Source organism: Pseudomonas sp. NLJ1, from assembly GCF_049486705.1.
GTDB lineage: Bacteria > Pseudomonadota > Gammaproteobacteria > Pseudomonadales > Pseudomonadaceae > Aquipseudomonas > Aquipseudomonas inefficax.
On the sequence record NZ_CP137735.1, the window covers coordinates 3,674,330 to 3,696,835 of the forward strand.

Genomic DNA, 22,506 nt, shown 5'->3' on the forward strand with positions numbered 1-22,506 from the left:
GCACCGGCTGCGCCGGTGTTCGCGGTTAAAGCCGCTCCCACAGGTACAGCGCGAGCCCCAGGCCTGCGCCAATCCCATGTGGGAGCGGGCAAGCCCGCGAAGCAAGCGATCCGGTGCATGGCACCGGCTGCGCCGGTGTTCGCGGCTAAAGCCGCTCCCACAGGTGCAACGCGAGCCCCAGGCCTGCGCCAATCCCATGTGGGAGCGGGCAAGCCCGCGAAGCAAGCGACACGGTACATGGCACCGGCTGCGCCGGTGTTCGCGGTTAAAGCCGCTCCCACAGGTACAGCGCGAGCCCCAGGCCTGCGCCAATCCCATGTGGGAGCGGGCAAGCCCGCGAAGCAAGCGATCCGGTGCATGGCACCGGCTGCGCCGGTGTTCGCGGCTAAAGCCGCTCCCACAGGTACAGCGCGAGCCCAGGCCTGCGCCAATCCCATGTGGGAGCGGGTTCACCCGCGAAGAGGCCGGAGCAGGCAATCAATCTGGTGAATACCTCAGCAAACCCCCGCCGCAGCCCTTGTCTGTCAGCCATGTTGCTTTTTGTCGCAGTCTTTTCCTCGGTAATCGCGCCCTTTACCTTCAAATGCGCAGCGTTACCCGCTAGTCTCGCAAGCATCCATACCGCCGTAGTCTTCCAATCAGAACGAGCCGGCCATGACAGATCTGTCCCGTACGCATGGATTCGCCAGCCAGGCTCTGGGCCTGCTGGACGGGCGTTTCTTCCGGCCGCCCTTGCCGGACGGCCATGTGCCGCGCCTGCGCCTGTGCCAGCGGCTGCAAGCCGGCCTTGGCGGGCGGTTGTTGCTGGTCAATGCCCCGGCGGGTTTCGGCAAAAGCTCCCTGGCCATCGAATTTTGCGAAGCGCTGCCCGAGCACTGGCGTAGCCTGTGGCTGGGCCTGAGCCAACGGGATGCCGACCCTGGCCGCTTCCTGGAACGCTTGCTCGAAGGCCTGCAGCAGTATTGCCCAGCGCTGGGCGGCCAGGCCATGGGCCTGCTGAAAATGCGCCAGCGCCACCAGCCGTTCGCCTTCGAGGAATGGCTCGACGGCCTGCTCGACGAGCTGGCGCTGTACCTGCAAGCCGATACTCCCTTGTTGCTGGTGCTGGACGACTATCACCTGGCCCAGGGGCCAGTGCTCGACCGTTGTCTGCAGTTCTTCCTCAATCACTTGCCCCCTGGCCTGGTGCTGCTGGTCACCAGCCGCCAACGCCCGGACTGGCACCTGGCGCGCCTGCGCCTGTCGCGGCAACTGGTCGAGCTCAACGAACAGGACTTGCGCCTGACCGCCGAAGAATCGCTGGCGGTGATCGGTCGCCAACCCACCGCTCTGCGTGGCCAGGCTCTGGACAACCTGATCCAGCGCAGCGACGGTTGGGTGGCCGGGTTGCGTTTCTGGCAACTGGCGGCCAGCGAGTCGGCTGACGAACAGGCCTTGCCCCAGGCCTTGCATGGCGGTGAAGGCCTGATCCGCGACTATCTGTTAGAAGAAGTCATCGAAATGCTGCCCACCGACGTACAGGCCTTCCTGTACGAAACGGCCTGCCAGGAACGTTTTTGCGCCCCGCTGTGCGATGCCATGCGCGGCCGCCACGACAGTGCCACGATCCTGCGCTTTTTGCAGGCGCACCAAGTGTTCCTGGTGCCGCTGGACGAGCATGGCCACTGGTTCCGTTATCACCACCTGTTCTCCGACCTGCTGCGCAGCCGCCAGGCCAGCGAGCCGCTGGTCGGCCTGCAGTTGCGCGCCTGTCGCTGGTTCGAAAGCCAGGGCCTGCTGGACGAAGCGGTGGAGCAGGCGCTGCGGGCCGGTCATCTTGATGTTGCCGCCGACCTGGTGCAGAGCCTGTCCGAGGAGCAACTGCTGGCCGAACAGAACGTCGGCATGCTGCTGCGCTGGAAGATGGACCTGCCCGACAGCCTGCTGATCAGCACGCCGCGGCTGATCGTGCTGTACAGCTGGGCGTTGGGCCTGGCTTGCCAGTTGGACGCGGCCGAAGAGTTGGCGGGTTATCTCAGCCGCTTCCTGCCCGCGCCTTCGGCGACCGCGCAAAAGTCCATGCTGGCCCAGTGGCTGGCGCTGAGTGGTGTGATCGCCCGTGGCCGAGGCGACCGCGAGCGCACCCTGGCCTATTGCGGCGAAGCGCTGCAGAGCCTGCCGAGCAAGCGGTATGGCCAACGCCTGGTGTGCCTCTCGACGCTGTCGAACCTGGCGATTGCCGATGGCGATTTCTGGCGGGCCCGCGGCTGGAACCGCGAGGCCCTGGAGCTGGCCCAGCGCGTCGGCAACCCATTGTTCGAGGCCCTGGCCCATTACGACCGGGCGCGGGTGCTGCATGCCCGTGGCGAGGTACTGCGCGCGCTGGACGAAGTGCGTCAGGGGCTGCAGCGCCTGCAAGGGCTGTCGGCACAGCGGCTGTATGCCGTTCGCGCCCGCCTGACGCTTTACGAAGGCTACCTGCTGGTATCGCGGCTGCAGCCATCCCAGGGCCGTGCCCGCTTGCGTGCTGGGCTGGGCGAGGCGCGCGCCTGCCGTGATATCAGTGTGCTCATCGGCCACTGCGTGATCGCTACGCTCGATGGCCGGGAAGGGCACTTTGCCGAGGCCTTTGCCGAGCTGGCCGAGGCCGAGCGGCTGATGCATATCTGGGATGTACCGCCGGTGTATTACCTGGCCATGATCACCCTGGTCAAATGTGAATTGTGGCTGGCCCAGGGGCGCATTGACCTGGCCGAGTCCTGGCTCCTGCGCCTGGGCCAGACCTATGGCGGCGAGCAACCGGCGGCGGCCCCGGAGTTTCACCCGCTGCTGCCGTTGCACATCGCCTTGCAGCAGGCGTTGCTGGAGCGTATCCAGTTACGTAGCGACGACGCGGTGCAACGCCTGGCAAGCCTGGTCGAGCGCGGCCAGGCCAGTGGCGGCATGATGCTCAGCGTCAGTGCCCTGTGCCAATGGCTTGCCTTGTTGCTGGGCGAAGGCCGCGAAGAGCAGGCCGCCCAGTTGTTGCCACGGTTGCTGGAGGCAGCCCATGGCGGTGTGCTGCAACCGTTCCAGCCTTTGTTGGAGCAACACCCGCAGTGGCTTCATGAACAGCTGCAGGCAATGGCCGCCTGCCCGGTGCAGGCCGAGTTGCTCAAGCGCCTGCCGCCGCTGCCGAGCGCCAGCACCGGCAGCGGCGAGGCCCTGAGTGGCCGCGAACTGGCTGTGCTCGAGCTGATTGCCCAGGGGTGTTCCAACCAGCAGATCAGCGAGCGGCTGTTCATTTCCCTGCACACGGTGAAAACCCACGCCAGCCATATCAACAGCAAGCTGGGGGTGGAGCGGCGTACCCAGGCGGTGGCAAGGGCCAAGTCCCTGGGGCTGCTGACGTAGTACTGGCCTTGCAGGTCGTAGCTCGCTGAACGGATGGCCCGTGGCCGCCAACGCTCTACCCTCATCTTTCCCGACCAGCTGCCGATACAGCTATCGGTGGCATCGCCTCGCGCGATTTTTCAATCATTCCAAGGCAGGTCGTGTTGATGCTGCAGTACGGGCAAAAGAGCTTTCTGATCGTCGACGACTTTACCGACTTTCGCACGTCGACCCGTTCCATGCTGCGCGAACTGGGCGTGCGTGACGTGGACACCGCCGACAGCGGCGAGCAGGCGCTGCGTATGTGCGCGCAAAAGCGCTATGACGTCATCTTGCAGGACTTCCACCTGGGCGACGGCAAGAAGAACGGCCAGCAGGTGCTCGAAGACCTGATTCTCGACAAGCACATCAGCCATGAGTGCATATTCATCATGGTCACTGCCGAGAGCAGCCAGGCCATTGTCCTCAGCGCCATCGAGCACGAGCCTGATGCCTACCTGACCAAGCCGTTCAACCGGGTTGGCCTGGCCCAGCGCGTCGAGAAGCTGTACCAGCGCAAGACCCTGCTCAAGCCGATTCTGCAGGCCCTGGACCGCAGTCGCCCCGCTGAAGTGCTGGCGGCCTGCGCCGAGCTGTGCAAGCGCGACCCACGCCTGGCCCCGCTGTGCCTGCGCTATCGGGCCGATGCCTTGCGCAACCTCAACCGTTTCGACGAGCTGGAGAAGTTTCTCAAAGCCATCCTGGCCAGCCGCCCGCAGCCGTGGGTGTACTCGGCGTTGGGCAGCCTGATGCACAAGCGTGGCCAGAACGCCCAGGCCCAGGGCGTATACGAGCAGGCGCTCAAGGCCTTCCCGATCATGCCGGGCCTGTACGATGGCATGGCCGAGGTGCTGGTGGCCCAAGGCGAAACCAGGCGTGCGCAGAACATGCTCGAAGAAGCCGTGCGCCTCTCGCCTTTATCGGTGCGCCGGCAGTCGACGCTGGGCAAGCTGGCGTTGGAAAACGAAGACTTCGAGAGCGCTTCGAAGGCGTTCCGTCACGCTGTGACCCAGGGTCAGAGCTCACGCTACAAGGACGCAGAAAACAACCTGGGGCTGGTGCAGGCGTTGATGAACAAGAATGCCGGTTTTGGCCTGGATGCGCGCACCCGGGTCGAGATCAACGCCACGCTCAGCGAGGTAGCCAAGGAAAACCCCGAGGACCAGGGGCTGCAGGTGCGTGCCCGCATGATGAAGGCCGCCAGCCTGCAGCAGGCCGGCGACCCCGAAACAGCTGCCAAGCTGACCGAGCAGGCGATCCAGCGCCTGGACAAGATGAACCAGTTCTTCTCGGTGGATTCGGCCCTGACCGTTGCCGCGCAGTTGCAGGCCATGGGGCAGGAGGCCGCCGCCATCGGCGTGCTGAAGGGTTGTGTGGAAAGTTATGGCGACGACCCCAAGGTCATGGAGAGGGTCGGCAAGCTGACGGACGACCCCAGCGTGCTCAACGCCATAACCGAAGCGGTCACGCTCAATCGCCAGGGTGTGCGCAGTTACCAGGGGGGGCAGCTCGGCGAGGCGTTGCAGCTGTTCCGCAAGGCGCTGGGTTTGCAGCCAAAGAACATCAGCATTGCCCTCAACACTGCCCAGGCGCTGCTGCGCATCGGCGGAGACAGCCCTCAGCCCGCAATCATGCAGGAGTGCCGCGACGCCCTGACCAGCGTGGCCGGCATCCCTGCCAGTGACAACCGCTACGACCGCTACCGCAAACTGCACATCCGAGTGTTCGGCGCATGAATCAAGAAAACCAGGGGCTGGATTTTTCCACGGTGATCGCCTCCACCGTGCACGACCTGAAGAACTCCCTGTCGGCGCTGATCCAGTCCCACAACCAGTGGATGCAGCGCTTGCCCGAGGAACTTCGCGGTGGTGCCGAGCAGGGGGTGATGGAGCATGAGTTTCGCCACCTCAACGGCATGCTGGTGCAGTTGCTTGGGTTGTACAAACTGGGCGTGAACCAGTTGCCAGTGTGCCCTGACTACCACGAACTGGACGATTTCATCGAAGCCCAGCTGGCCGCGCACGAGGAAGTGCTCAAGCACAAGGACATCCTTGCCACCTGGCGCATCGACACCGACAACCCGCTGGGCTTCTTCGACCGCGAGCTGGTGGCCTCGGTGATCGCCAACGTGATTACCAACGCCACCCGCTTTGCCGCGCATGCCTTGCTGATCACCATCGAAGAGGCAGACAACCAGTTGGCCATCTGCGTCAACGATGACGGCCCGGGTTATCCACAGCGCATGCTCGAACGGCAGGAAGAATTCATCCAGGGTATCGATTCGACCAGCGGCAGTACCGGCCTGGGCCTGTATTTTGCGGCGCGGATCGCGGCACTGCATGAAAGCGGCGGGGTGCGCGGGCGGATCGAGATCTCCAATGGCGGTGCGCTTGGGGGTGGGTTGTTCAGGTTGTTCTTGCCTTGAGAGAAGCTGGCAGAGCACGCCCGTATTGACACATCAAGCAACGCTTCCTGCTAATACAGCGGCGACGCTTCGTCGTGAGTTGTAGGAGCAATCTGATCTAAACCAAACGGGCCTTTGAGCTCTTTTCATCGGCGTTCACGCTGGTAATTATTCGGTTTTCGATGACTACCAGCAGAGCGGTTATGAAAAGATTTACTCAGGAGTTGAACCATTGCTCACCGACTGAAAGCTTGCGGGCGAATGAGCATCAGAAGAATGCAGGTTTCGGCGTAAACCGTTATGACCTTGCGTCGCTCCTCGGTCAGTGCGACTTCAATGTCCCGCAACCGAAAGACATGCGGACGTGGGACCGCATGCAACCAGTAGGTCGTGAGTTCTAAATGGACGGAGGCTCCATTTCGAATGCGGAGCTTGCATGAGAAGGCGAATCAGCAAACTCCGATACCAAATATTTCGCTCCCAAGCCCGTACCCTCACTCATGAGTTACTGTGTCGGCAGCCAGAACTACTGAGCGGAGATGTCGAGCTGGATCAAGTCCGGATAGAGCCCATAACGCACGAGGCCGTCAGCGCTAGCCTTGAATGGCTGACAAGTGGGTGTCTGTTTCCTTGGGAGGATATTGTCGACTGGAAGGATAGCGATCCCAAAGGGTTCGATCTTGCCATCTGGTTCGGAAGCGAGCTCTGTGGTCTCTGCTACGCAAGCCCTAGAAAGAGTCGCTTATGTATCAAGGTTATTCTGCTCCAAGGTAATCCCAGCAGGTCGCATCCACTCCGGGGAGAGATCGCTGGCTTGGCGCTGACATCGATAGACTTCTACGCTCGCATGTTGGGTTGTCAAGAGATTGAAATACAAGACCCTGTTGAAGGCGCAAAGTCAGTTTATGAGGCGCTTGGTTTCACCTGGACCGCCAAGGGTCGGCTTGTGATCCAGGTTGATCCCTAATAACATCGATTGCGTCGATCAAGCTTTTGGAGGTAACCATGCGATCCAAAACGAGACAGGTAGAATTGCTTGCCATTGCAAGATTCGAGGCTGAAGCCAGACGTCTTGCTGGTCGAGTCTCCAGTAACCAGCTCCGGTTTCTGCAGGTCGCGAAGGCGAAGGGGGCAGAGCTTGAGCCCGCAGGCCCTCTGGCAGGAATTCCGTCCTGAACGACAGCACGTCAGGCCTTGGGATATGCAGCCTTGCTGCACATTCGTATTAGTCTGAAAACCGGCCTATTGGCCGGTTTTTCGTTTGCATCAGGGGGCAACTTGCAATCCCGGCGACCTGCCTGCGCTTGAATGGATATATAGACTCGACGCTTTTAGCGCGCTGCGCTTTCCTCATGAGAACGTCAATGACCCAACCCCCGTCTTCACTCATCCGCGAAACCTTCCCTGTAGGCCCCCTGCAGTGCAACTGCACCCTGATCGGCGACCCGCTCACCAAAAAGGCCATCGTCGTCGACCCGGGCGGTGACCCGGACAAGATCCTTGCCCGCCTGCTGGCCCACGGGCTGACGCTGGTGAGCATCATCCACACTCATGCGCATTTCGATCACTTCCTTGCCTCGGGCAAGCTCAAGGAACTGACCGGTGCCACGCTGCACCTGCACAAGGACGACCAGGCGCTGTGGGACAACCTGGAAATGCAGTGCCAGATGTTCGGCGTGCCTTACACCCCGGTACCTGCGCCAGACCGCTGGCTGGGAGATGACGAAGAGTTGGCCTGCGGTTGTGGCGTGGCCTTGCATACGCCAGGCCACACGCCAGGCTCGATGAGCTTCTGGTTTGCCGACGCCAAGCTGCTGATCGCCGGCGATACCCTGTTCCGCCGTGGCATTGGCCGTACCGATCTGTGGGGTGGCGACCAGCGGGCCATCGTGCGTTCCATCAAGGAGCGGCTGTACCAGTTGGACGAGGAGGCTATCGTTGTGACTGGCCACGGGCCCGATACCCGGCTGGGCGACGAAATGCGCGAAAACCCCTTCGTGCGTGCCTGATGGCACATGAAGGCACTTTCACGGAATTTTTCGTTGCCGATGCAATCCAAGGCTGGCATAGATCCCTTTATGATCTGCCGCATTCATGAATTCAGTAGGAGCTTGTCCATGTTCACCATGCGTCGTCTGATTATCGTCGCAACCGCCGCTGCCCTGATGACCGGCTGTGCCGGCCAGAACCCTTATGACAGCCAGGGGCAGGCGCAGGGCTCCACAGGGATGAGCAAAACCGCCAAGTACGGCGGCCTGGGCGCGCTGGCCGGTGCTATCGCCGGTGCTGCCATCGACCACAACAACCGTGGCAAGGGTGCCCTGATCGGCGCTGCCGCCGTAGGTGCCGCCGCAGCCGGTTATGGCTACTACGCCGATAAGCAGGAAGCCGAACTGCGCGCGCAGATGGCCAATACCGGTGTGGAAGTGCAGCGCCAGGGTGACCAGATCAAGCTGATCATGCCGGGCAACATCACCTTCGCCACCGACTCGGCCAACATCGCGCCAAGCTTCTACTCGCCGCTGAACAACCTGGCTGGCTCGTTCAAGCAGTTCAACCAGAACACCATCGAAGTGGTCGGCTTCACCGACAGCACTGGCAGCCGCCAGCACAACATGGACCTGTCCCAGCGCCGTGCACAGGCGGTCAGCACCTACCTGACCTCGCAGGGTGTGGATGCCTCGCGTATCACCGTACGTGGCATGGGCCCGGACCAGCCGATCGCCAGCAACGCCGATGCCAATGGCCGCGCGCAGAACCGCCGGGTGGAAGTGAACCTGAAGCCGATTCCGGGTCAGCAGTATGACCAGCAAGGTCAGGTTCAGCAGTATCCCTGATTGACCGGAGTGACCCTGTGGGAGCGGGTTGACCCGCGAACACCGGCGTAGCCGGTGCCAAACACCGCGTCGCATTCTTCGCGGGTGAACCCGCTCCCACAGGGGCTGCAAGGCAGCCCCGGTTTTTAGCGCACCACGCTGGCCTGAATCGCCGTCAGGGCGATGGTATGCACGATATCGTCAACCTGAGCCCCACGTGGCAAGTCGTTCACCGGCTTGCGCAACCCTTGCAGCATCGGCCCCAGGCTGACCCCGTCGGTACTGCGTTGTACCGCCTTGTGCGTCGTGTTGCCGGTGTTCAGGTCAGGGAACACGAACACTGTGGCACGCCCGGCCACCGGGCTGTCCGGCGCCAGCTCGCGGGCAATCGCCGGGTTGGCCGCCGCGTCATACTGCAACGGCCCGTCGATCAGCAGCTCCTGCGCCGCGTCTTGTGCCAGGCGGGTCGCTTCGCGCACTTTCTCGACTTCCTCGTCGCTGGCCGAATCGCTTGAATAACTGATCATCGCCACCCGTGGTGCGATGCCGAAGGCATGCGCCGATTCGGCACTCTGCCGGGCGATCTCGGCCAGTTCGACAGCATTCGGGTGCGGGTTCATCACGCAGTCGCCGTACACCAGCACCTGCTCGGGGAACAGCATGAAGAACACCGACGACACCAGGCTCGAGCCCGGTGCGGTCTTGATCAACTGCAGGGCCGGGCGGATGGTGTTGGCGGTGGAGTGCACCAGACCCGAGACCAGGCCGTCCACTTCGTCCAGAGCCAGCATCATGGTACCGATCACCACCGGGTCTTCCAGTTGCTGTTCGGCCATTGGTGCATTGAGGTTCTTGCTCTTGCGCAGCTCGACCATCGGCTCAACATAGCGCCGGCGAATCACATCGGGGTCGAGAATTTCCAGGCCCGGCGGCAAGGTGATGCCTTGGGCGCGGGCCACGGCGTCGACATCCTCGGGCTTGGCCAGCAGCACGCAGCGGGCAATGCCGCGGGCCTGGCAGATGGCCGCAGCCTGCACCAGCAGCGGCTCGGCGCCTTCCGGCAGGACGATGCGCTTGTTGGCCTGCTGCGCCCGCTGGATCAACTGGTAGCGGAACACCGCCGGCGACAGGCGCAGTTCGCGTGGGGTACCACAACGCTGGTGCAGCCAGGCGGCGTCGAGGTGGCTGGCGACGAAGTCGGTGATGAATTCGGCGCGCTCGCGGTCGTCCACCGGGATTTCGCGGTTCAGCGAGTTAAGCTGGTTGGCGGTGTCGTACGAGCCGGTGCTGACCGACAGGATCGGCAGGCCGGCCTGCAGGGCGCCACGGCACAAGCCCAAAATGCGAGGGTCTGGCTTACCGTCACTGGTCAGCAGCAGGCCGGCCAGCGGTACGCCGTTGATCGCCGCCAGGCTGACGGCGAGGATGATGTCGTCGCGGTCGCCCGGGGTCACCACCAGGGTACCCGAGGTAAGCAGCGGTACCGTGTTGGCCACGGTGCGCGCACAGATGATGATCTTGCTCATGCGCCGCTGTTCATAGTCACCGGCATTGAGCACCTGGGCACCGAGCAGGTCGGCCACATCGCGGGTGCGCGGGGCGTTCAGTTCGGGCTGGTAGGGGATACAGCCCAGCAGGCGGAAGTCGTTGCCGCGCAGCAGCGGCGAGTGCTCACGCAGGCGGGTGGAAAAGTCCGCCATGCTTTCTTCGGTGCGCACCTTGTTGAGGATTACCCCGAGCACTTTCGGGTCGCGCGGGCCGCCGAACAACTGGGCCTGCAGCTCGACCCGGCCGGACAGCTCGCTGAGCACTTCGTTTTCCGGCGCCGATACCAGGATCACCTCGGCATCCAGGCTCTTTGCCAGGTGCAGGTTGACCCGTGCCGCATAGCTGGCGTGGCGCGTGGGCACCATGCCCTCGACCACCACCACGTCGTTGCCGATGCAGGCTTGCTGGTACAGGCGGATGATTTCTTCGAGCAACTCGTCCAGCTGGCCATCGCCAAGCATGCGCTCGACATGGGCCAGGCTAAGCGGCACAGGAGGCTTGATGCCGTGGGTGCGGGCGACCAGCTCGGTGGAGCGCTCGGGGCCGGTGTCACCCGGGTGGGGCTGAGCGATCGGCTTGAAGAAGCCGACCTTCAGGCCGGCGCGCTCAAGGGTGCGCACCAGGCCCAGGCTGATGGAGGTCAGGCCGACACCGAAATCGGTCGGCGCAATGAAAAATGTCTGCATGCGTGCTTCTCGAAATAAGCGGTGCAAGAAATTAACGGCCAAGGGTAGCGCTATCGGCCCCTTGTGCGCACCAGCCGCAAGCGAAAGGCTGGCCGATGCGTTGCGCGCGCTGGGCCGGGTCGAGCACCCAGGGGCGCGCCTGCCACGGCGGCTGGTGGCGCAGGTGCTGGGTGTGGCCACAGGAAAGCTCGGCCACCCAGTGGCCCTCTTCGTCCTGGTGGAAGCCGGTGATCCGACTGATGGGCCGTTGCTCGTCCGCGGTGCGTTCGCAATCGGGCGATGGCTTGGTTACACTTGTCCGCTCTACATTCTTTTGCAAAAGGTCTTGCCCCATGCTGATCGCCGCCAACAAGGCTGTCTCCATCGACTATACCCTGACCAACGACGCCGGGGAGACCATCGACAGCTCCGCCGGCGGTGCACCGCTGGTTTACCTGCACGGTGCCGGCAACATCATCCCGGGCCTGGAAAAAGCCCTGGAAGGCAAGCAGGCCGGTGACGAGCTGAACGTTTCCATCGAGCCGGAAGAGGCCTACGGCGAGTACCTGGCCGAGCTGGTCAGCACCCTGAACCGCAGCCTGTTCGAAGGTGTCGACGAGCTGGAAGTGGGCATGCAGTTCCACGCTTCGGCACCGGATGGCCAGATGCAGATCGTCACCATCCGCGACATCGACGGCGACGACGTGACCGTCGACGGCAACCACCCGCTGGCCGGCCAGCGCCTGACCTTCCAGGTCAAGGTAGTCAACGTGCGTGATGCCAGCGACGAAGAAATCGCTCACCGCCACATCCACGGTGAAGGTGGCCATCACCACTGATTTTCTGCGCTAAGCTCAGAAAGTCGCCAGGCGCTCGGGCAAGCCGATTTGCCTTCCTACGGGAGGTGGACGGCTTGGACGAGCGCCTTTTTAGTGGGCGGAATTCGCCTGCGCGGCAACCGGGAACCTGAGAGGGATTCATCATGAGTGCATTTCACGACCTGAAACTGGACGCGTTGAACGGCGGGGAACTGCCCCTCTCGCCATTCAAGGGCCAAGTGGTGCTGGTGGTCAACGTTGCCTCCAAGTGTGGCCTCACGCCGCAATACAAGGCCCTGGAGAACCTCTACCAGGTATACAAGGACAAGGGCTTCAACGTGCTTGGTCTGCCGTGCAACCAGTTTGCCGGCCAGGAGCCTGGCAGCGAAAAGGAAATCCAGGAGTTCTGCAGCCTCAATTACGGGGTGAGCTTCCCGCTGGGTGCCAAGCTGGAGGTCAACGGGCCGCAGCGCCACTCGCTGTACCGCCTGCTGGCGGGTGAGGGGGCAGAGTTCCCGGGGGATATTACCTGGAACTTCGAGAAGTTCCTGGTGGGCAAGGATGGGCGGGTGCTGGCGCGCTTTTCGCCGCGCACTGCTCCGGATGATCCAGCGGTGGTGCAGGCTATCGAGAAGGCATTGGCCTGAGCGCCTGACGAGGTCCCCCTGTAGGAGCGGCCTTGTGTCGCGATCGGGCTGCAGAGCAGCCCCTCGATGTAGTGGCAATGCTGGCATCCGGGGGCCGCTTTGCGGCCCGATCGCGACACAAGGCCGCTCCTACACAGATCGCGTAGCACCCAGCCTCGAAGCTGATGAAGTCGCAGCCTGGTTCCGGGCTGCATGCAGATACCCCTCGAACTGCTCGACAATCGCCGGCCAGCCCTGGCGGCTGGCATGCTTTCGTGCATTCAGGCGCACCCGCCGTAACGTTTCTTCTTCCTCCAGCAACCAGCAGGCTGCATCGATGAACGCTGCCTGATCCCCCGGCATGGCCAGTGCGCCGCTATGACCATGGCGAAGGTGCTGCGCAGCGGCTGCCTCGTCATATGCGACCACTGCCAACCCCGAGGCCATGGCTTCGAGCACCACATTGCCAAAGGTTTCGGTCAGGCTCGGAAACAAGAACAGGTCACCGCTGGCGTAGTGTTCGGCCAGTACCTCGCCACGCTGGGCGCCACAGAACACGGCATCCGGTACCTGCTGTTCGAGGGTGGCACGCTGTGGGCCGTCCCCCACGATGACCAGGCGCATGCGTTTGTGCGGAAAAGTATTCTGCAGTGCCTGCAGGCTCGGACGCAGCAAGCCCAGGTTCTTTTCCGCCGCAAGCCGCCCGACATGCAGGACTGCGATGTCATCCGGCCCAAGCCCCCAGCTTTTTCGTAATGCGGGGCTGCGCCGGGCCGGGTTGAACAGGCAGGCATCGACCCCTCGGGCCAATAGCTCCAGGCGTTCGAAGCCACGGCGTTCAAGCTCCAGACGCTGGCTGAGGCTGGGTACCAGGGTGATCGCCGTGCGCCGATGGAACCAGCGCAGGTAGTGGGTGAGCAGGCGCGTCAGCAGGCCCAGCCCGTACTGGCCGGAGTACTGCGGGAAGTTGGTGTGGAAGCCGCTGACCACCGCTACCCCCAGGCGCCGGGCCGCGCGCAATGCGCTGAGCCCAAGCGGCCCCTCGGTGGCGATGTACAGCACGTCCGGGCGCTGCCGGCGCCAGCGACGCACCAGCTTGTGCATCGACACCTCGCCCCACTGCAAGCCCGGGTAACCAGGCAGTGGCCAGCCACGGCACAGCACCAGGTTCGGGTCGTTGTGCAGCGGTGCTTCACCGGCCTGGCGCGGGCGCACCACTTCGATCTCATGGCCGCGCTGGCGCAATCCTTCGCTGAGTCGGCCAAGGGTGTTGGCCACGCCGTTGATCTCGGGTGGGAAGGTTTCGCTGACCAGGGTAATGCGTAGGGCGGGTGTATTCATGACAAAAAGTGTCCGCCTGCTGGATTGCGCCGATGTGACTGAAATGTGACGTACAGATGACGCCTGATCGCCGACGCTTTTGGCCTTGTGAATTTTTCCTTGCAAGGGTGCTCAAGAGGGGGCACCGGCAGCCGATGAAGATGCATCAGACGATGCGCTCCAGGAGAGCGGTGATGTTCAACAACAAGCTCAAGCAAGAAATCCGGCAGTTGCGCGAAGACCTGATGTCCATCGAACAGGTCAAGAGTAGCCTCGACAGCGAGATGCTGGTGCTGCAACTCGATCCCCAGGGGCGGATCGAGATGGTCAACGGCAACTTCGAGAGCGAGATGCTCTACCGTGCCGAACAGTTGCTTGGGCGCAACATCGAGGACATCGTCCCCGCCCATGTGAAGACGCTGGATTTCTACCAGCGCATGAAAGGCGCAATCAGCCGCGGTGAACACCTGAACGGTGCATTCCGCCTGCTGCGCGGCAATGGCCAGGAGGCCTGGTTACGGTCCATCCTGCAGCCAGTCAAGAACAGTGAAGGGCGCATCAAGTATTTCACGCTGCACTCCAGCGACCTTACCCGCACCATCGAGACCTCCCGCGAGCACGAAAGCCTGATCAAGGCGCTGATGCGTTCCACCGCCGTGATCGAATTCGCCCTGGATGGCACCGTGCTCACCGCCAACGAACGCTTCCTGGCTACCCTTGGTTATCGCCTGGAGCAGATCCGTGGCAAGCATCACCGTATGTTCTGCGAGCCGGAGGAGGCCAACTCGGCCGGTTACCAGGCGTTCTGGGACAAGCTGCGCCGTGGCGAGTTCGTTGCCGAACGCTTCAAGCGTATCGATGCCCATGGCCGGGTGGTCTGGCTGGAGGCTTCGTACAACCCCATCTTCGATGCCCATGACGTGCTGTACAAGGTGGTCAAGTTCGCCACCGTCATCACCGACCAGGTCAACCAGGAGCTTGCGGTGGCCGAAGCGGCAGATGTCGCCTACAACACCTCGCTGGGTACCGATGCCAGCGCTCGCAAGGCCACCGATGTGGTCACCCAGAGTGTCAGCGTGATGCGCGGGCTGGAAGCTTCGATGCAAGAGGCGGCAGAGGGCATCCAGGCGCTGGATACCCAGTCGCGGGTGATCGGTTCGATCATCAAGACCATCAGCGACATTGCCGGGCAGACCAACCTGCTGGCGCTGAACGCGGCCATCGAAGCGGCCCGCGCCGGCGAGCAGGGGCGTGGGTTTGCCGTGGTTGCCGATGAAGTGCGCCAATTGGCCTCGCGTACCAGCACCGCCACCGAGGAAATCGCCCGGGTGGTGCAGCAGAACGAACAACTGGCCCAGGCGGCTGTGGCGATCATCGACACCAGCAAGCGTCAGGCCGAGCAGGGGCTGGCACTGGCGGACGAGACAGGGAACGTGATTGTCGAGATCCAGGACGGGGCGAAGCGGGTGGTGGATGTGGTGGGGCAGTTTTCCAGCCGATTGGGGCAGTAGGACCAAGACCAGACACAGTCTGCTTTTTTGTAGGAGCGGCCTTGTGTCGCGAAAGGGCCGCAGAGCGGCCCCAGGATTTCAGCATCAATGCACGAATTGCTGGGGCCGCTTTGCAGCCCTTTCGCGACACAAGGCCGCTCCCACAGGAGGCCGCGCAAGGTCCGATAGGGATCAGTTGCGCTCCCGCACCCAGAACAATGTGGCCCCGGCCACCGCCGCCGGCATCATCAGCACGTTCACCAGCGGAATCATCAACGCCAGGTAGGTAATGCCGCCAAAGCCCAGCGACTGCCAGCGCTTCTGGCGCAGCCAGGCGAGCATGTCCTGCCAGCTCATCTTGTTGTTGTCCGCCGGGTAGTCGATGTACTGGATAGCCATCATCCATACACCGAAGATCAGCCATAGCGGCGCCGCCACCACGTTGACCACCGGGATCAGCGACAGGATGAACAGGCCGATGGCCCGCGGCAGGAAGTAGCCCAGCTTGCGCATTTCACGGCCAAAGGTACGTGGCACCATGGCCATCAGTTCGCCCCAGCTGAACGCCGGGAAGTTGTCCTGGCCACGCACCACTACCTCGACCTTTTCCGCCAGAAAGCCATTGAACGGCGCGGCAATGATGTTGGCCACCAGGGTGAAGGTGAAGAACACCATCAGCACCACCAGGGCGACGAACAGCGGCCACAGGATGTAGGTGAGGAAGCTCAGCCAGCTCGGCAAGCTCGGCATGAGGGCGTCCACCCACAGGCTGAACTGATGCCCGGCGAAGTAGATCAGGCCGCCGAACAGCAGCAGGTTGACCGCCAGTGGCAGCAGCACGAACAAACGCAGGTTCGGGCTCAGCACCAGTTTCAGGCCTTCGCGCAGGTACTGGGGGCCAGAGAGTGCAGGGGCTTGCATCGAGAAACTCCGCAGAGAAGGGAAACGCGCTGACCTTACCGAGTTTGTCGCGCCGACGAAAGGCGGGCAGCGAGCGGGAAACGGGCTGTAACAAAAGCAGCAAGGCTTGGCTATCGATGAAATCGCTGAATAGACGATTGCTATGAGGTGGATTGTCGAAGGATATTTCCTTAATCTTTGCGACCTCGCTACAGTGCGCTCAACTTTCTGCTTTCCGGGCCTGCGCGTTGTAGCCTTCCCCAAGTGCTGCGTGGGTCCTTTTTAATTTCCAAGCTGGCGCAGCCGGTACACGATGCCGGCCCTGCGGCCCGCTCGACAGGAGTTCGACATGTCTGAAGTACGTCATTCGCGCGTCATCATTCTCGGTTCCGGCCCTGCCGGTTACAGCGCCGCGGTATACGCCGCCCGTGCCAACCTCAAGCCGCTGCTGATCACCGGCATGCAGGCTGGCGGCCAGCTGACCACCACCACCGAAGTCGACAACTGGCCGGGCGACCCCCACGGCCTGACCGGCCCGGCGCTGATGCAGCGCATGCAGGAACACGCCGAGCGTTTCGAAACCGAAATCGTCTTCGACCACATCAACGCCGTCGACCTGGCCAACAAGCCCTTCACCCTGCAGGGTGACAGCGGCAAGTACACCTGCGACGCGCTGATCATCGCTACTGGCGCCAGCGCCCGCTACCTGGGCCTGCCGTCGGAAGAAACCTTCATGGGCAAGGGTGTTTCGGCCTGCGCCACCTGCGACGGCTTCTTCTACCGCAACAAGCCGGTTGCGGTGGTGGGCGGCGGTAACACTGCAGTTGAAGAGGCGCTGTACCTGGCCAACATCGCCAGCAAGGTGACCCTGGTACACCGTCGCGATACCTTCCGCGCCGAGAAGATCCTGGTCGACAAGCTGCACGCCCGTGTGGCCGAAGGCAAGATCGAGCTCAAGCTCAACGCCACCCTGGACGAAGTGCTGGGTGACAACATGGGCGTGACCGGTGCGCGCCTGAAGAACAACGATGGCAGCAGCGACGAAATCAAGGTCGACGGCGTGTTCATCGCCATCGGCCACACCCCGAACACCTCGCTGTTCGAAGGCCAGCTGACCCTCAAGGACGGCTACCTGGTGGTCAACGGCGGCCGTGAAGGCAATGCCACCGCCACCAACGTCGAGGGCGTGTTCGCCGCCGGTGACGTGGCTGACCACGTTTACCGCCAGGCCATTACCTCGGCCGGTGCCGGCTGCATGGCGGCGCTGGATGTCGAGCGTTACCTGGACGGTTTGGCCAACGCTTCGTTCTGATTCTGAATCGCCGGGGCTGCTTTGCAGCCCATTCGCAGCACAAGGCTGCTCCTACAGGGCGTACGTAACCCTTTGTAGGAGCAGCCTTGTGCTGCGAATGGGGCGCAAAGCGCCCCCAAAAAACCGGCTCAATGGCCGGTTTTTTTGCGTCCACAATCAGCTTACAGACTCAACCGCATCGACAGGTCCACCGCCTTCACATCTTTGGTCATGGCACCAATCGAGATGTAGTCCACCCCAGTCTCGGCAATTACCCGCAAGGTCGCCTCGTTGACCCCGCCGCTGGCCTCCAGCTTGGCCTTGCCCGCAGTGATGCGCACTGCTTCGCGCATTTCTTCCAGGTTCAGCTCGTCGAGCATGATGATGTCGGCACCTGCAGCCAGTGCCTGGCGCAGCTCATCCAGGCTTTCCACTTCGATTTCCACCGGCTTGCCCGGCGCAATACGGTGCGCCGCCGCCACGGCCGCAGCCACGCCGCCGCTGGCGGCGATATGGTTTTCCTTGATCAGGAAAGCGTCGTACAGGCCGATGCGGTGGTTGTCGCAACCGCCACAGGTCACTGCATACTTCTGCGCCAGGCGCAGGCCCGGCAGGGTTTTGCGGGTGTCCAGCAGGCGCACCTGGGTGCCTTCCACCAGCTCGGCCAGGAAGCGCGCACGGGTGGCGACCCCCGACAGCATCTGCAGGAAGTTCAGTGCACTGCGCTCACCACTGAGCAGCGAACGCGCGGGGCCCTCCAGATGGAACAGCGGCTGGTTGGCCGTGGCGCGCTCGCCATCTGCCACCTGCCAGTGCACAGCCACGCGCGGGTCGAGTTGGCGGAACACGGCATCGACCCAGGCGGTGCCGGCGATCACGCAGTCTTCGCGGGTGATGATGGTCGCCTTGGCCAGGCGCTCGGCCGGGATCAGCTGCGCAGTGATATCGCCACTGCCGATGTCCTCCAACAGCGCGCGGCGCACGTTGGCTTCGATTTCAGCGGTCAGGTCGGCAAGGCGTAGGTTCGGCATGGTCGGCTCCACAAGCTAGATGCCGGCGATTATAGGGCAGGGGGCCGGTGTGTACAGTCGCCTTGGCGATGACCTTTGGTCGGCCGGTGTGAGCAAGCGGGGTAAATCAAGGTCATTAGCCAGCCAGTGAAACGGCGCTGGCAGCTGTGCGGGTTTTTACCGATAATGGTGACCAGTATTTGGCGTCATGACTTTGACGATCTTCAGCCCCCTCGGGCGAGACACCCTGCAAGGAGTACGGGATGCAAAAAGAAGGCAAGGTGGTGGCCTTGGCGGCAGCCATCGATCGAGGCGGGCGTGCGCCTCTGCCTTGCCTTCCGGTGTTGCTCCTGCAGGTGCGCGACAAGGCCGCCTTGCAGTTGCGTCAGGGCTTGCAGGGTTTGTTCGACAACGCCGACGACACCCTCTTCGAGATGGCCGACAAGGCCTTCGACCGCGCTGACCAGAACCTGTACTTCGAGGCCATGCGCGACCTGCGCCTGAAGCGCAAGAGTATCGAGCGCGGTTTTCTCGACACGTTCCATGATGCCTTTGCCCGTATCGGCCAGGTCGACCTGCTGGCGCACCTGGTCGAGCCCGGCAACCTGCGCAGCAAGGCCCAGGCGGAAAGGGCTGCCGCGATCGAAGGCATGGTCGCGCGGGTGCTGTCACGCGACGGCATCGCCCTGCAGCAACTGGGCCTGCGCTTGCAGGTACTGCTCGACCGCCCCCTGCAGGAGCAGCACAACCCGTTGGGGCCCGCAGCGCTGTGCAGTTACTTCCTCGACGCTGGCCGCAATCTGGGGGTTGGCCTGCGGGTCAAGCTGGTCCTGCTCAAACTGTTCGAGCGCTATGTATTGCGCGATGCCGACGTGATCTATGGTGAAGCCAACCAGTTGCTGGCCGCCGCTGGCGTGCTGCCCGAGTTGCCCTCGGCACCGCGCCGACGTGCCGAAGACCGGCGCATGAGTGCGCGACGTGGGCCGGCGAACCTGGGGCACGAGGTGGGCGCGGACGCGGCAGGGCAGGCTTTCTTTACCTCGTTGCAAACACTGCTGGCCCCGATGCGTGGGCAGTTCGCGCCTCGTTTGCAGGCGGTGGCCGCCGCCCAGCCAATCAGCACCGCCGACCTGTTGCGCCTGCTTTCGCACCTGCAGCATTACGTGCCCGCTACCCACGAGGTCGACGATTTCGAGCTTGGTCAGCAGCTTGAACAATTGCTGTTGCGGGTCAGCGTGCGCAGCGGCACACGACGGCGCATCGACGTGGCTGATGAGGACATGATCAACCTGGTTGGTCTGCTGTTCGCCTTCATCCAGGACGACGACAACCTGCCGGACAGCCTGCGTGCGCTGATCGGGCGTCTGCATATTCCGCTGCTGAAAGTGGCCCTGCTGGACAAGGGGCTGTTCAGTCGTGCCAGCCACCCGGCCCGCCGGCTGCTCAACGAGATTGCTGGTGCGACAATTGGTTGGGAATGTGGCGGCGACGGCATGCGCGACAGCCTGCATCTGCGGGTGGAGCGTATCGTCCAGCGCCTGCTCAATGATTTTGCCGAAGATGCCAGCCTGTTCGCTGAACTGCTGGAGGACTTCCTCGCTTTCAACCAGGACGAGCGGCGGCGCAACGAGCTACTTGAACAACGCACCCGCGACGCGGAAGAAGGGCGTGCCCGAACCCTGCAGGCCAGGCAGCAGGTGCAGCGCGTACTCAACCTGCGCCTGCGCGGCCGGTTATTGCCGCAGGTGGTGGTGCAGATGCTGGTGCAGGCCTGGAGCCAGGTACTGCTGCTGGCCTGGCTCAAGCAGGGTGAGGCATCCCAGGCCTGGCGGGACGCCTTGCAGACGATGGACACGCTGCTGGCCAGCATCACTCCACCGCATGAGCCGCATGCCTTGCTGCAGCAGGTGCCGGGCTTGCTCAAGGCACTGCGCGATGGCCTGGCCAGCGTGGCCCTGGACTCGGCAGCGACGCGCGAATTCTTCCTGCAACTGGAGCAGTTGCACCTGCGTGCCTGCGCAGGTGAATCGATGCAACCCGGTGGTGAGGGCCATCCTCTGAGCGAGGTGTTTGTGGCCGAGGACATCGTCCTGGCGATTGCCGAAGAACCCGCTTGTGCCCCGTTGCAGTTTGCCGACGGGCAGGCTGCGGCCGTGCGCCAGGTGCAGCGCCTGCGTATCGGTACCTGGGTCGAGGTGCTGGATGAGGACGAACCGCTGCGCTGCAAACTGGTGGCGCGCATCGACAGCAGCGACCGGCTGGTATTCGCCAACCGCACCGGCATGAAAGTGCGCGAATGGAACGGTGCCAGCCTGGCCCTGGCACTGCACCGGGGCGATGTGCGGGTGCTGGATGACGGGCTGTTGTTCGAGCGGGCGCTGGAGGCGGTGCTCGACAGTTTGCGCCGTTAGCAGCAACTGTCCTGGGCAAAGCCTGCAAGTTGGCACGATCGGCAGGCAGTTCGCTTACCCTGTGGGAGCGGGTTCACCCGCGAAGAATCCAGCGCGGTGCTTGGCACCGGCTGCGCCGGTGTTCGCGGGTGAACCCGCTCCCACAGAGACCCTGCTCAATTAATGATTTTTGTGCAGCTCTATGAGAGCGCCGCCGGGATTACAATCATTCACATGCAAACGGCATTGTCCACAGGGCATACTGATGCTCTGTTCACGGCGTTTTCAGGATCTGCCCCATGCAATTGGACCGTGCTACTGGCTGGTTCCACGGAATCGGAATCACCCACTGCCCCTCGCCGAACTTCAATGCCCGCCCCGAAGGCGAATCGATTTCCCTGCTGGTGATCCACAACATCAGCCTGCCGCCTGCCTGCTTCGGCACCGGCAAGGTCCAGCAGTTCTTCCAGAACCGCCTGGACCCCAATGAACATCCATATTTCGCCAGCATCAACCACCTGACCGTGTCGGCACACCTGTTCGTCGAGCGTGATGGTGCGGTGACCCAGTTCGTGTCGTTGCGCGACCGCGCCTGGCATGCCGGTGTGTCGTGCTTCGACGGGCGTGAGGGCTGTAACGATTTCTCCATCGGTATCGAACTGGAAGGCACCGACGACCTGCCCTATACCGATGCTCAGTATGCGGTGCTGGCGCAACTTACCTGGCACATCCGCAGTGCCTGGCCAGCCATCGACCTGGGCCGCATCCAGGGCCATAGCGACATTGCCCCGCAGCGCAAGACCGACCCCGGCCCGGCCTTCGACTGGCCGCGCTACCGACAGGCGCTGCAGCAAAACGAGGACAAGGCATGAGTTTTCTGGTGTTGTTGCTGGCGCTGTGGGTCGAGAAGTTCTCGGCCTTGCGCCATCAAGTGCAGCGCGACGGGTTTTTCCTTGGCGAACTGGTGCGCCTGGAGCGCAGCGGCAAGGTGCACCCCTGGTGGACGCTGGCCATCCTGGTATTTGCACCGGTAGTGCTGCTGGTATTGCTGCTGCATGTGCTGGACCCGGTGGCGTATGGCTTGCTGGCGTTGCCGGTGCACCTGCTGGTGCTGATCTACAGCCTGGGCCGCGGCGATGCCAAAGCATCGTTGGGGCCATTCCGCGATGCCTGGCGGCGTGGTGATGACCAAGCCGCGCTGCACGTGGCCGAGCGTGACTTGGGGCTGGTTGCCGACGAGCCGCACAGCCTGTTGGTGCGGGTACAGGGCAACTTGCTGTGGCAGGTGTACCAGGGCTTTTTCGCGGTGATCTTCTGGTACTTCGTGCTGGGTCCGGGTGCAGCCCTGGCCTATCGCCTGCTGGCGCTGTGTGGCGAACACAGCAAGCAACCGACGTTGAAGGCCCGTGCCGAGCAGCTGAGGCACATCATGGACTGGCTGCCTGTACGGGTGCTGGCCTTGAGTTTTGCCCTGGTAGGCAACTTCCTCGCGGTTACCCGGGTAATGCTGCACGAAGTGCTCAACTGGCACATCAGCGCCGCACACCTGGTGGCGCGGGTCGGGCGCATTGCCGATGATATTCCCGAGGAAGAAGACAGCCAGCGCGGGCTGGGCCGGCTGGACAGCCTGTGGGAGTTGCTGCTGCGCTGTGCGGTGCTGTGGTATGCCGGGTTTGCGCTGTGGACGGTGCTGGTCTGATCTGAAGCCGGGCGCATACCTCTGTAGGAGCGGCCTTGTGTCGCGATGGGCTGCGCAGCAGCCCCCAGGCTGTCAGCTTCGCCGCATGAATTGCCGGGGCCGCTTTGCGGCCCTTTCGCGACACAAGGCCGCTCCTACA

General features: G+C 63.1%; 16 protein-coding genes and 2 pseudogenes. 13 read left to right on the forward strand and 5 right to left on the reverse strand.

Annotation, left to right across the window (positions count from 1 at the left end; all coding sequences use genetic code 11):
* Positions 1–654 precede the first annotated feature (654 nt).
* The 5 genes from R9B85_RS16650 to R9B85_RS16670 all read left to right on the forward strand — a co-directional run bounded on the left by R9B85_RS16650 (position 655) and on the right by R9B85_RS16670 (position 8,631).
* Positions 655–3,372: a LuxR C-terminal-related transcriptional regulator gene (locus R9B85_RS16650; protein ID WP_423770384.1), complete on the forward strand. Its 2,718-nt coding sequence runs from the start codon at positions 655–657 to the stop codon at positions 3,370–3,372.
* A 146-nt stretch (positions 3,373–3,518) separates the two neighbouring features.
* A complete protein-coding gene (locus tag R9B85_RS16655; RefSeq protein WP_112252009.1) occupies positions 3,519–5,126 on the forward strand; it encodes a tetratricopeptide repeat-containing response regulator in 1,608 nt (535 codons plus the stop codon).
* Positions 5,123–5,815 carry a sensor histidine kinase gene (locus R9B85_RS16660; RefSeq protein ID WP_112252010.1) on the forward strand — a complete coding sequence of 231 codons (693 nt, stop codon included), beginning with the start codon at positions 5,123–5,125 and terminating at the stop codon, positions 5,813–5,815. Before R9B85_RS16655 ends, R9B85_RS16660 begins: the two co-directional genes overlap by 4 nt.
* Before the next feature lie 1,343 nt (positions 5,816–7,158).
* Positions 7,159–7,803 carry an MBL fold metallo-hydrolase gene (locus tag R9B85_RS16665; RefSeq protein WP_112252012.1) on the forward strand — a complete coding sequence of 215 codons (645 nt, stop codon included), beginning with the start codon at positions 7,159–7,161 and terminating at the stop codon, positions 7,801–7,803.
* A gap of 108 nt (positions 7,804–7,911) precedes the next feature.
* On the forward strand, positions 7,912–8,631 hold the full coding sequence (locus R9B85_RS16670; RefSeq protein ID WP_013970946.1) for an OmpA family protein: 720 nt from the start codon (positions 7,912–7,914) through the stop codon (positions 8,629–8,631).
* 125 nt (positions 8,632–8,756) lie between these two features.
* Here R9B85_RS16670 and pta read toward each other — a convergent pair whose 3' ends face one another.
* Both pta and R9B85_RS16680 read right to left on the reverse strand, forming a co-directional pair.
* Positions 8,757–10,844, reverse strand: a complete 2,088-nt coding sequence (gene pta / locus R9B85_RS16675; RefSeq protein WP_423770385.1) for a phosphate acetyltransferase — start codon at positions 10,842–10,844, stop codon at positions 8,757–8,759.
* 31 nt (positions 10,845–10,875) lie between these two features.
* On the reverse strand, positions 10,876–11,178 hold the full coding sequence (locus tag R9B85_RS16680; protein ID WP_112252014.1) for a DUF3565 domain-containing protein: 303 nt from the start codon (positions 11,176–11,178) through the stop codon (positions 10,876–10,878).
* Between R9B85_RS16680 and R9B85_RS16685 the strand changes: the two genes are divergently transcribed.
* Both R9B85_RS16685 and R9B85_RS16690 read left to right on the forward strand, forming a co-directional pair.
* Positions 11,177–11,662, forward strand: a complete 486-nt coding sequence (locus R9B85_RS16685; protein WP_003247325.1) for an FKBP-type peptidyl-prolyl cis-trans isomerase — start codon at positions 11,177–11,179, stop codon at positions 11,660–11,662. The genes R9B85_RS16680 and R9B85_RS16685 overlap by 2 nt on opposite strands.
* Before the next feature lie 143 nt (positions 11,663–11,805).
* A complete protein-coding gene (locus tag R9B85_RS16690) occupies positions 11,806–12,288 on the forward strand; it encodes a glutathione peroxidase (protein WP_112252015.1) in 483 nt (160 codons plus the stop codon).
* Between the two features lie 129 nt (positions 12,289–12,417).
* On the opposite strand, the gene R9B85_RS16695 is transcribed toward R9B85_RS16690, so the two are convergent.
* The gene (locus R9B85_RS16695) at positions 12,418–13,608 is read right to left on the reverse strand and encodes a glycosyltransferase family 4 protein (protein ID WP_207879405.1); all 1,191 of its coding nucleotides are present in this window, start codon (positions 13,606–13,608) and stop codon (positions 12,418–12,420) included.
* 302 nt (positions 13,609–13,910) lie between these two features.
* Here R9B85_RS16695 and R9B85_RS16700 point away from each other — a divergent pair.
* Positions 13,911–14,504: pseudogene (locus R9B85_RS16700) on the forward strand (PAS domain-containing protein); the annotation flags it as partial.
* Positions 14,505–14,738: 234 nt separating this feature from the next.
* Positions 14,739–15,098, forward strand: a pseudogene (locus R9B85_RS16705) (methyl-accepting chemotaxis protein); the annotation flags it as partial.
* A 171-nt stretch (positions 15,099–15,269) separates the two neighbouring features.
* Here R9B85_RS16705 and cysZ read toward each other — a convergent pair.
* The gene (gene cysZ, locus R9B85_RS16710) at positions 15,270–15,998 is read right to left on the reverse strand and encodes a sulfate transporter CysZ (protein WP_112252018.1); all 729 of its coding nucleotides are present in this window, start codon (positions 15,996–15,998) and stop codon (positions 15,270–15,272) included.
* A 328-nt stretch (positions 15,999–16,326) separates the two neighbouring features.
* Between cysZ and trxB the strand changes: the two genes are divergently transcribed.
* The gene (gene trxB, locus R9B85_RS16715; protein ID WP_025337720.1) at positions 16,327–17,289 is read left to right on the forward strand and encodes a thioredoxin-disulfide reductase; all 963 of its coding nucleotides are present in this window, start codon (positions 16,327–16,329) and stop codon (positions 17,287–17,289) included.
* A gap of 161 nt (positions 17,290–17,450) precedes the next feature.
* Here the strand turns inward: trxB and nadC are convergent, their stop codons facing one another.
* Positions 17,451–18,299 carry a carboxylating nicotinate-nucleotide diphosphorylase gene (gene nadC, locus R9B85_RS16720; protein WP_112252019.1) on the reverse strand — a complete coding sequence of 283 codons (849 nt, stop codon included), beginning with the start codon at positions 18,297–18,299 and terminating at the stop codon, positions 17,451–17,453.
* Between the two features lie 242 nt (positions 18,300–18,541).
* Here nadC and R9B85_RS16725 point away from each other — a divergent pair, with 242 nt between their 5' ends.
* The 3 genes from R9B85_RS16725 (at position 18,542) to ampE (ending at position 22,367) form a co-directional block, all read left to right on the forward strand.
* Positions 18,542–20,689: a DUF1631 domain-containing protein gene (locus R9B85_RS16725; protein ID WP_207879407.1), complete on the forward strand. Its 2,148-nt coding sequence runs from the start codon at positions 18,542–18,544 to the stop codon at positions 20,687–20,689.
* A gap of 278 nt (positions 20,690–20,967) precedes the next feature.
* Positions 20,968–21,540 carry a 1,6-anhydro-N-acetylmuramyl-L-alanine amidase AmpD gene (gene ampD, locus R9B85_RS16730; protein ID WP_112252021.1) on the forward strand — a complete coding sequence of 191 codons (573 nt, stop codon included), beginning with the start codon at positions 20,968–20,970 and terminating at the stop codon, positions 21,538–21,540.
* A complete protein-coding gene (ampE, locus tag R9B85_RS16735; protein WP_215520290.1) occupies positions 21,537–22,367 on the forward strand; it encodes a regulatory signaling modulator protein AmpE in 831 nt (276 codons plus the stop codon). The genes ampD and ampE overlap by 4 nt, the downstream gene beginning before the upstream one ends.
* Positions 22,368–22,506: the final 139 nt, after the last annotated feature.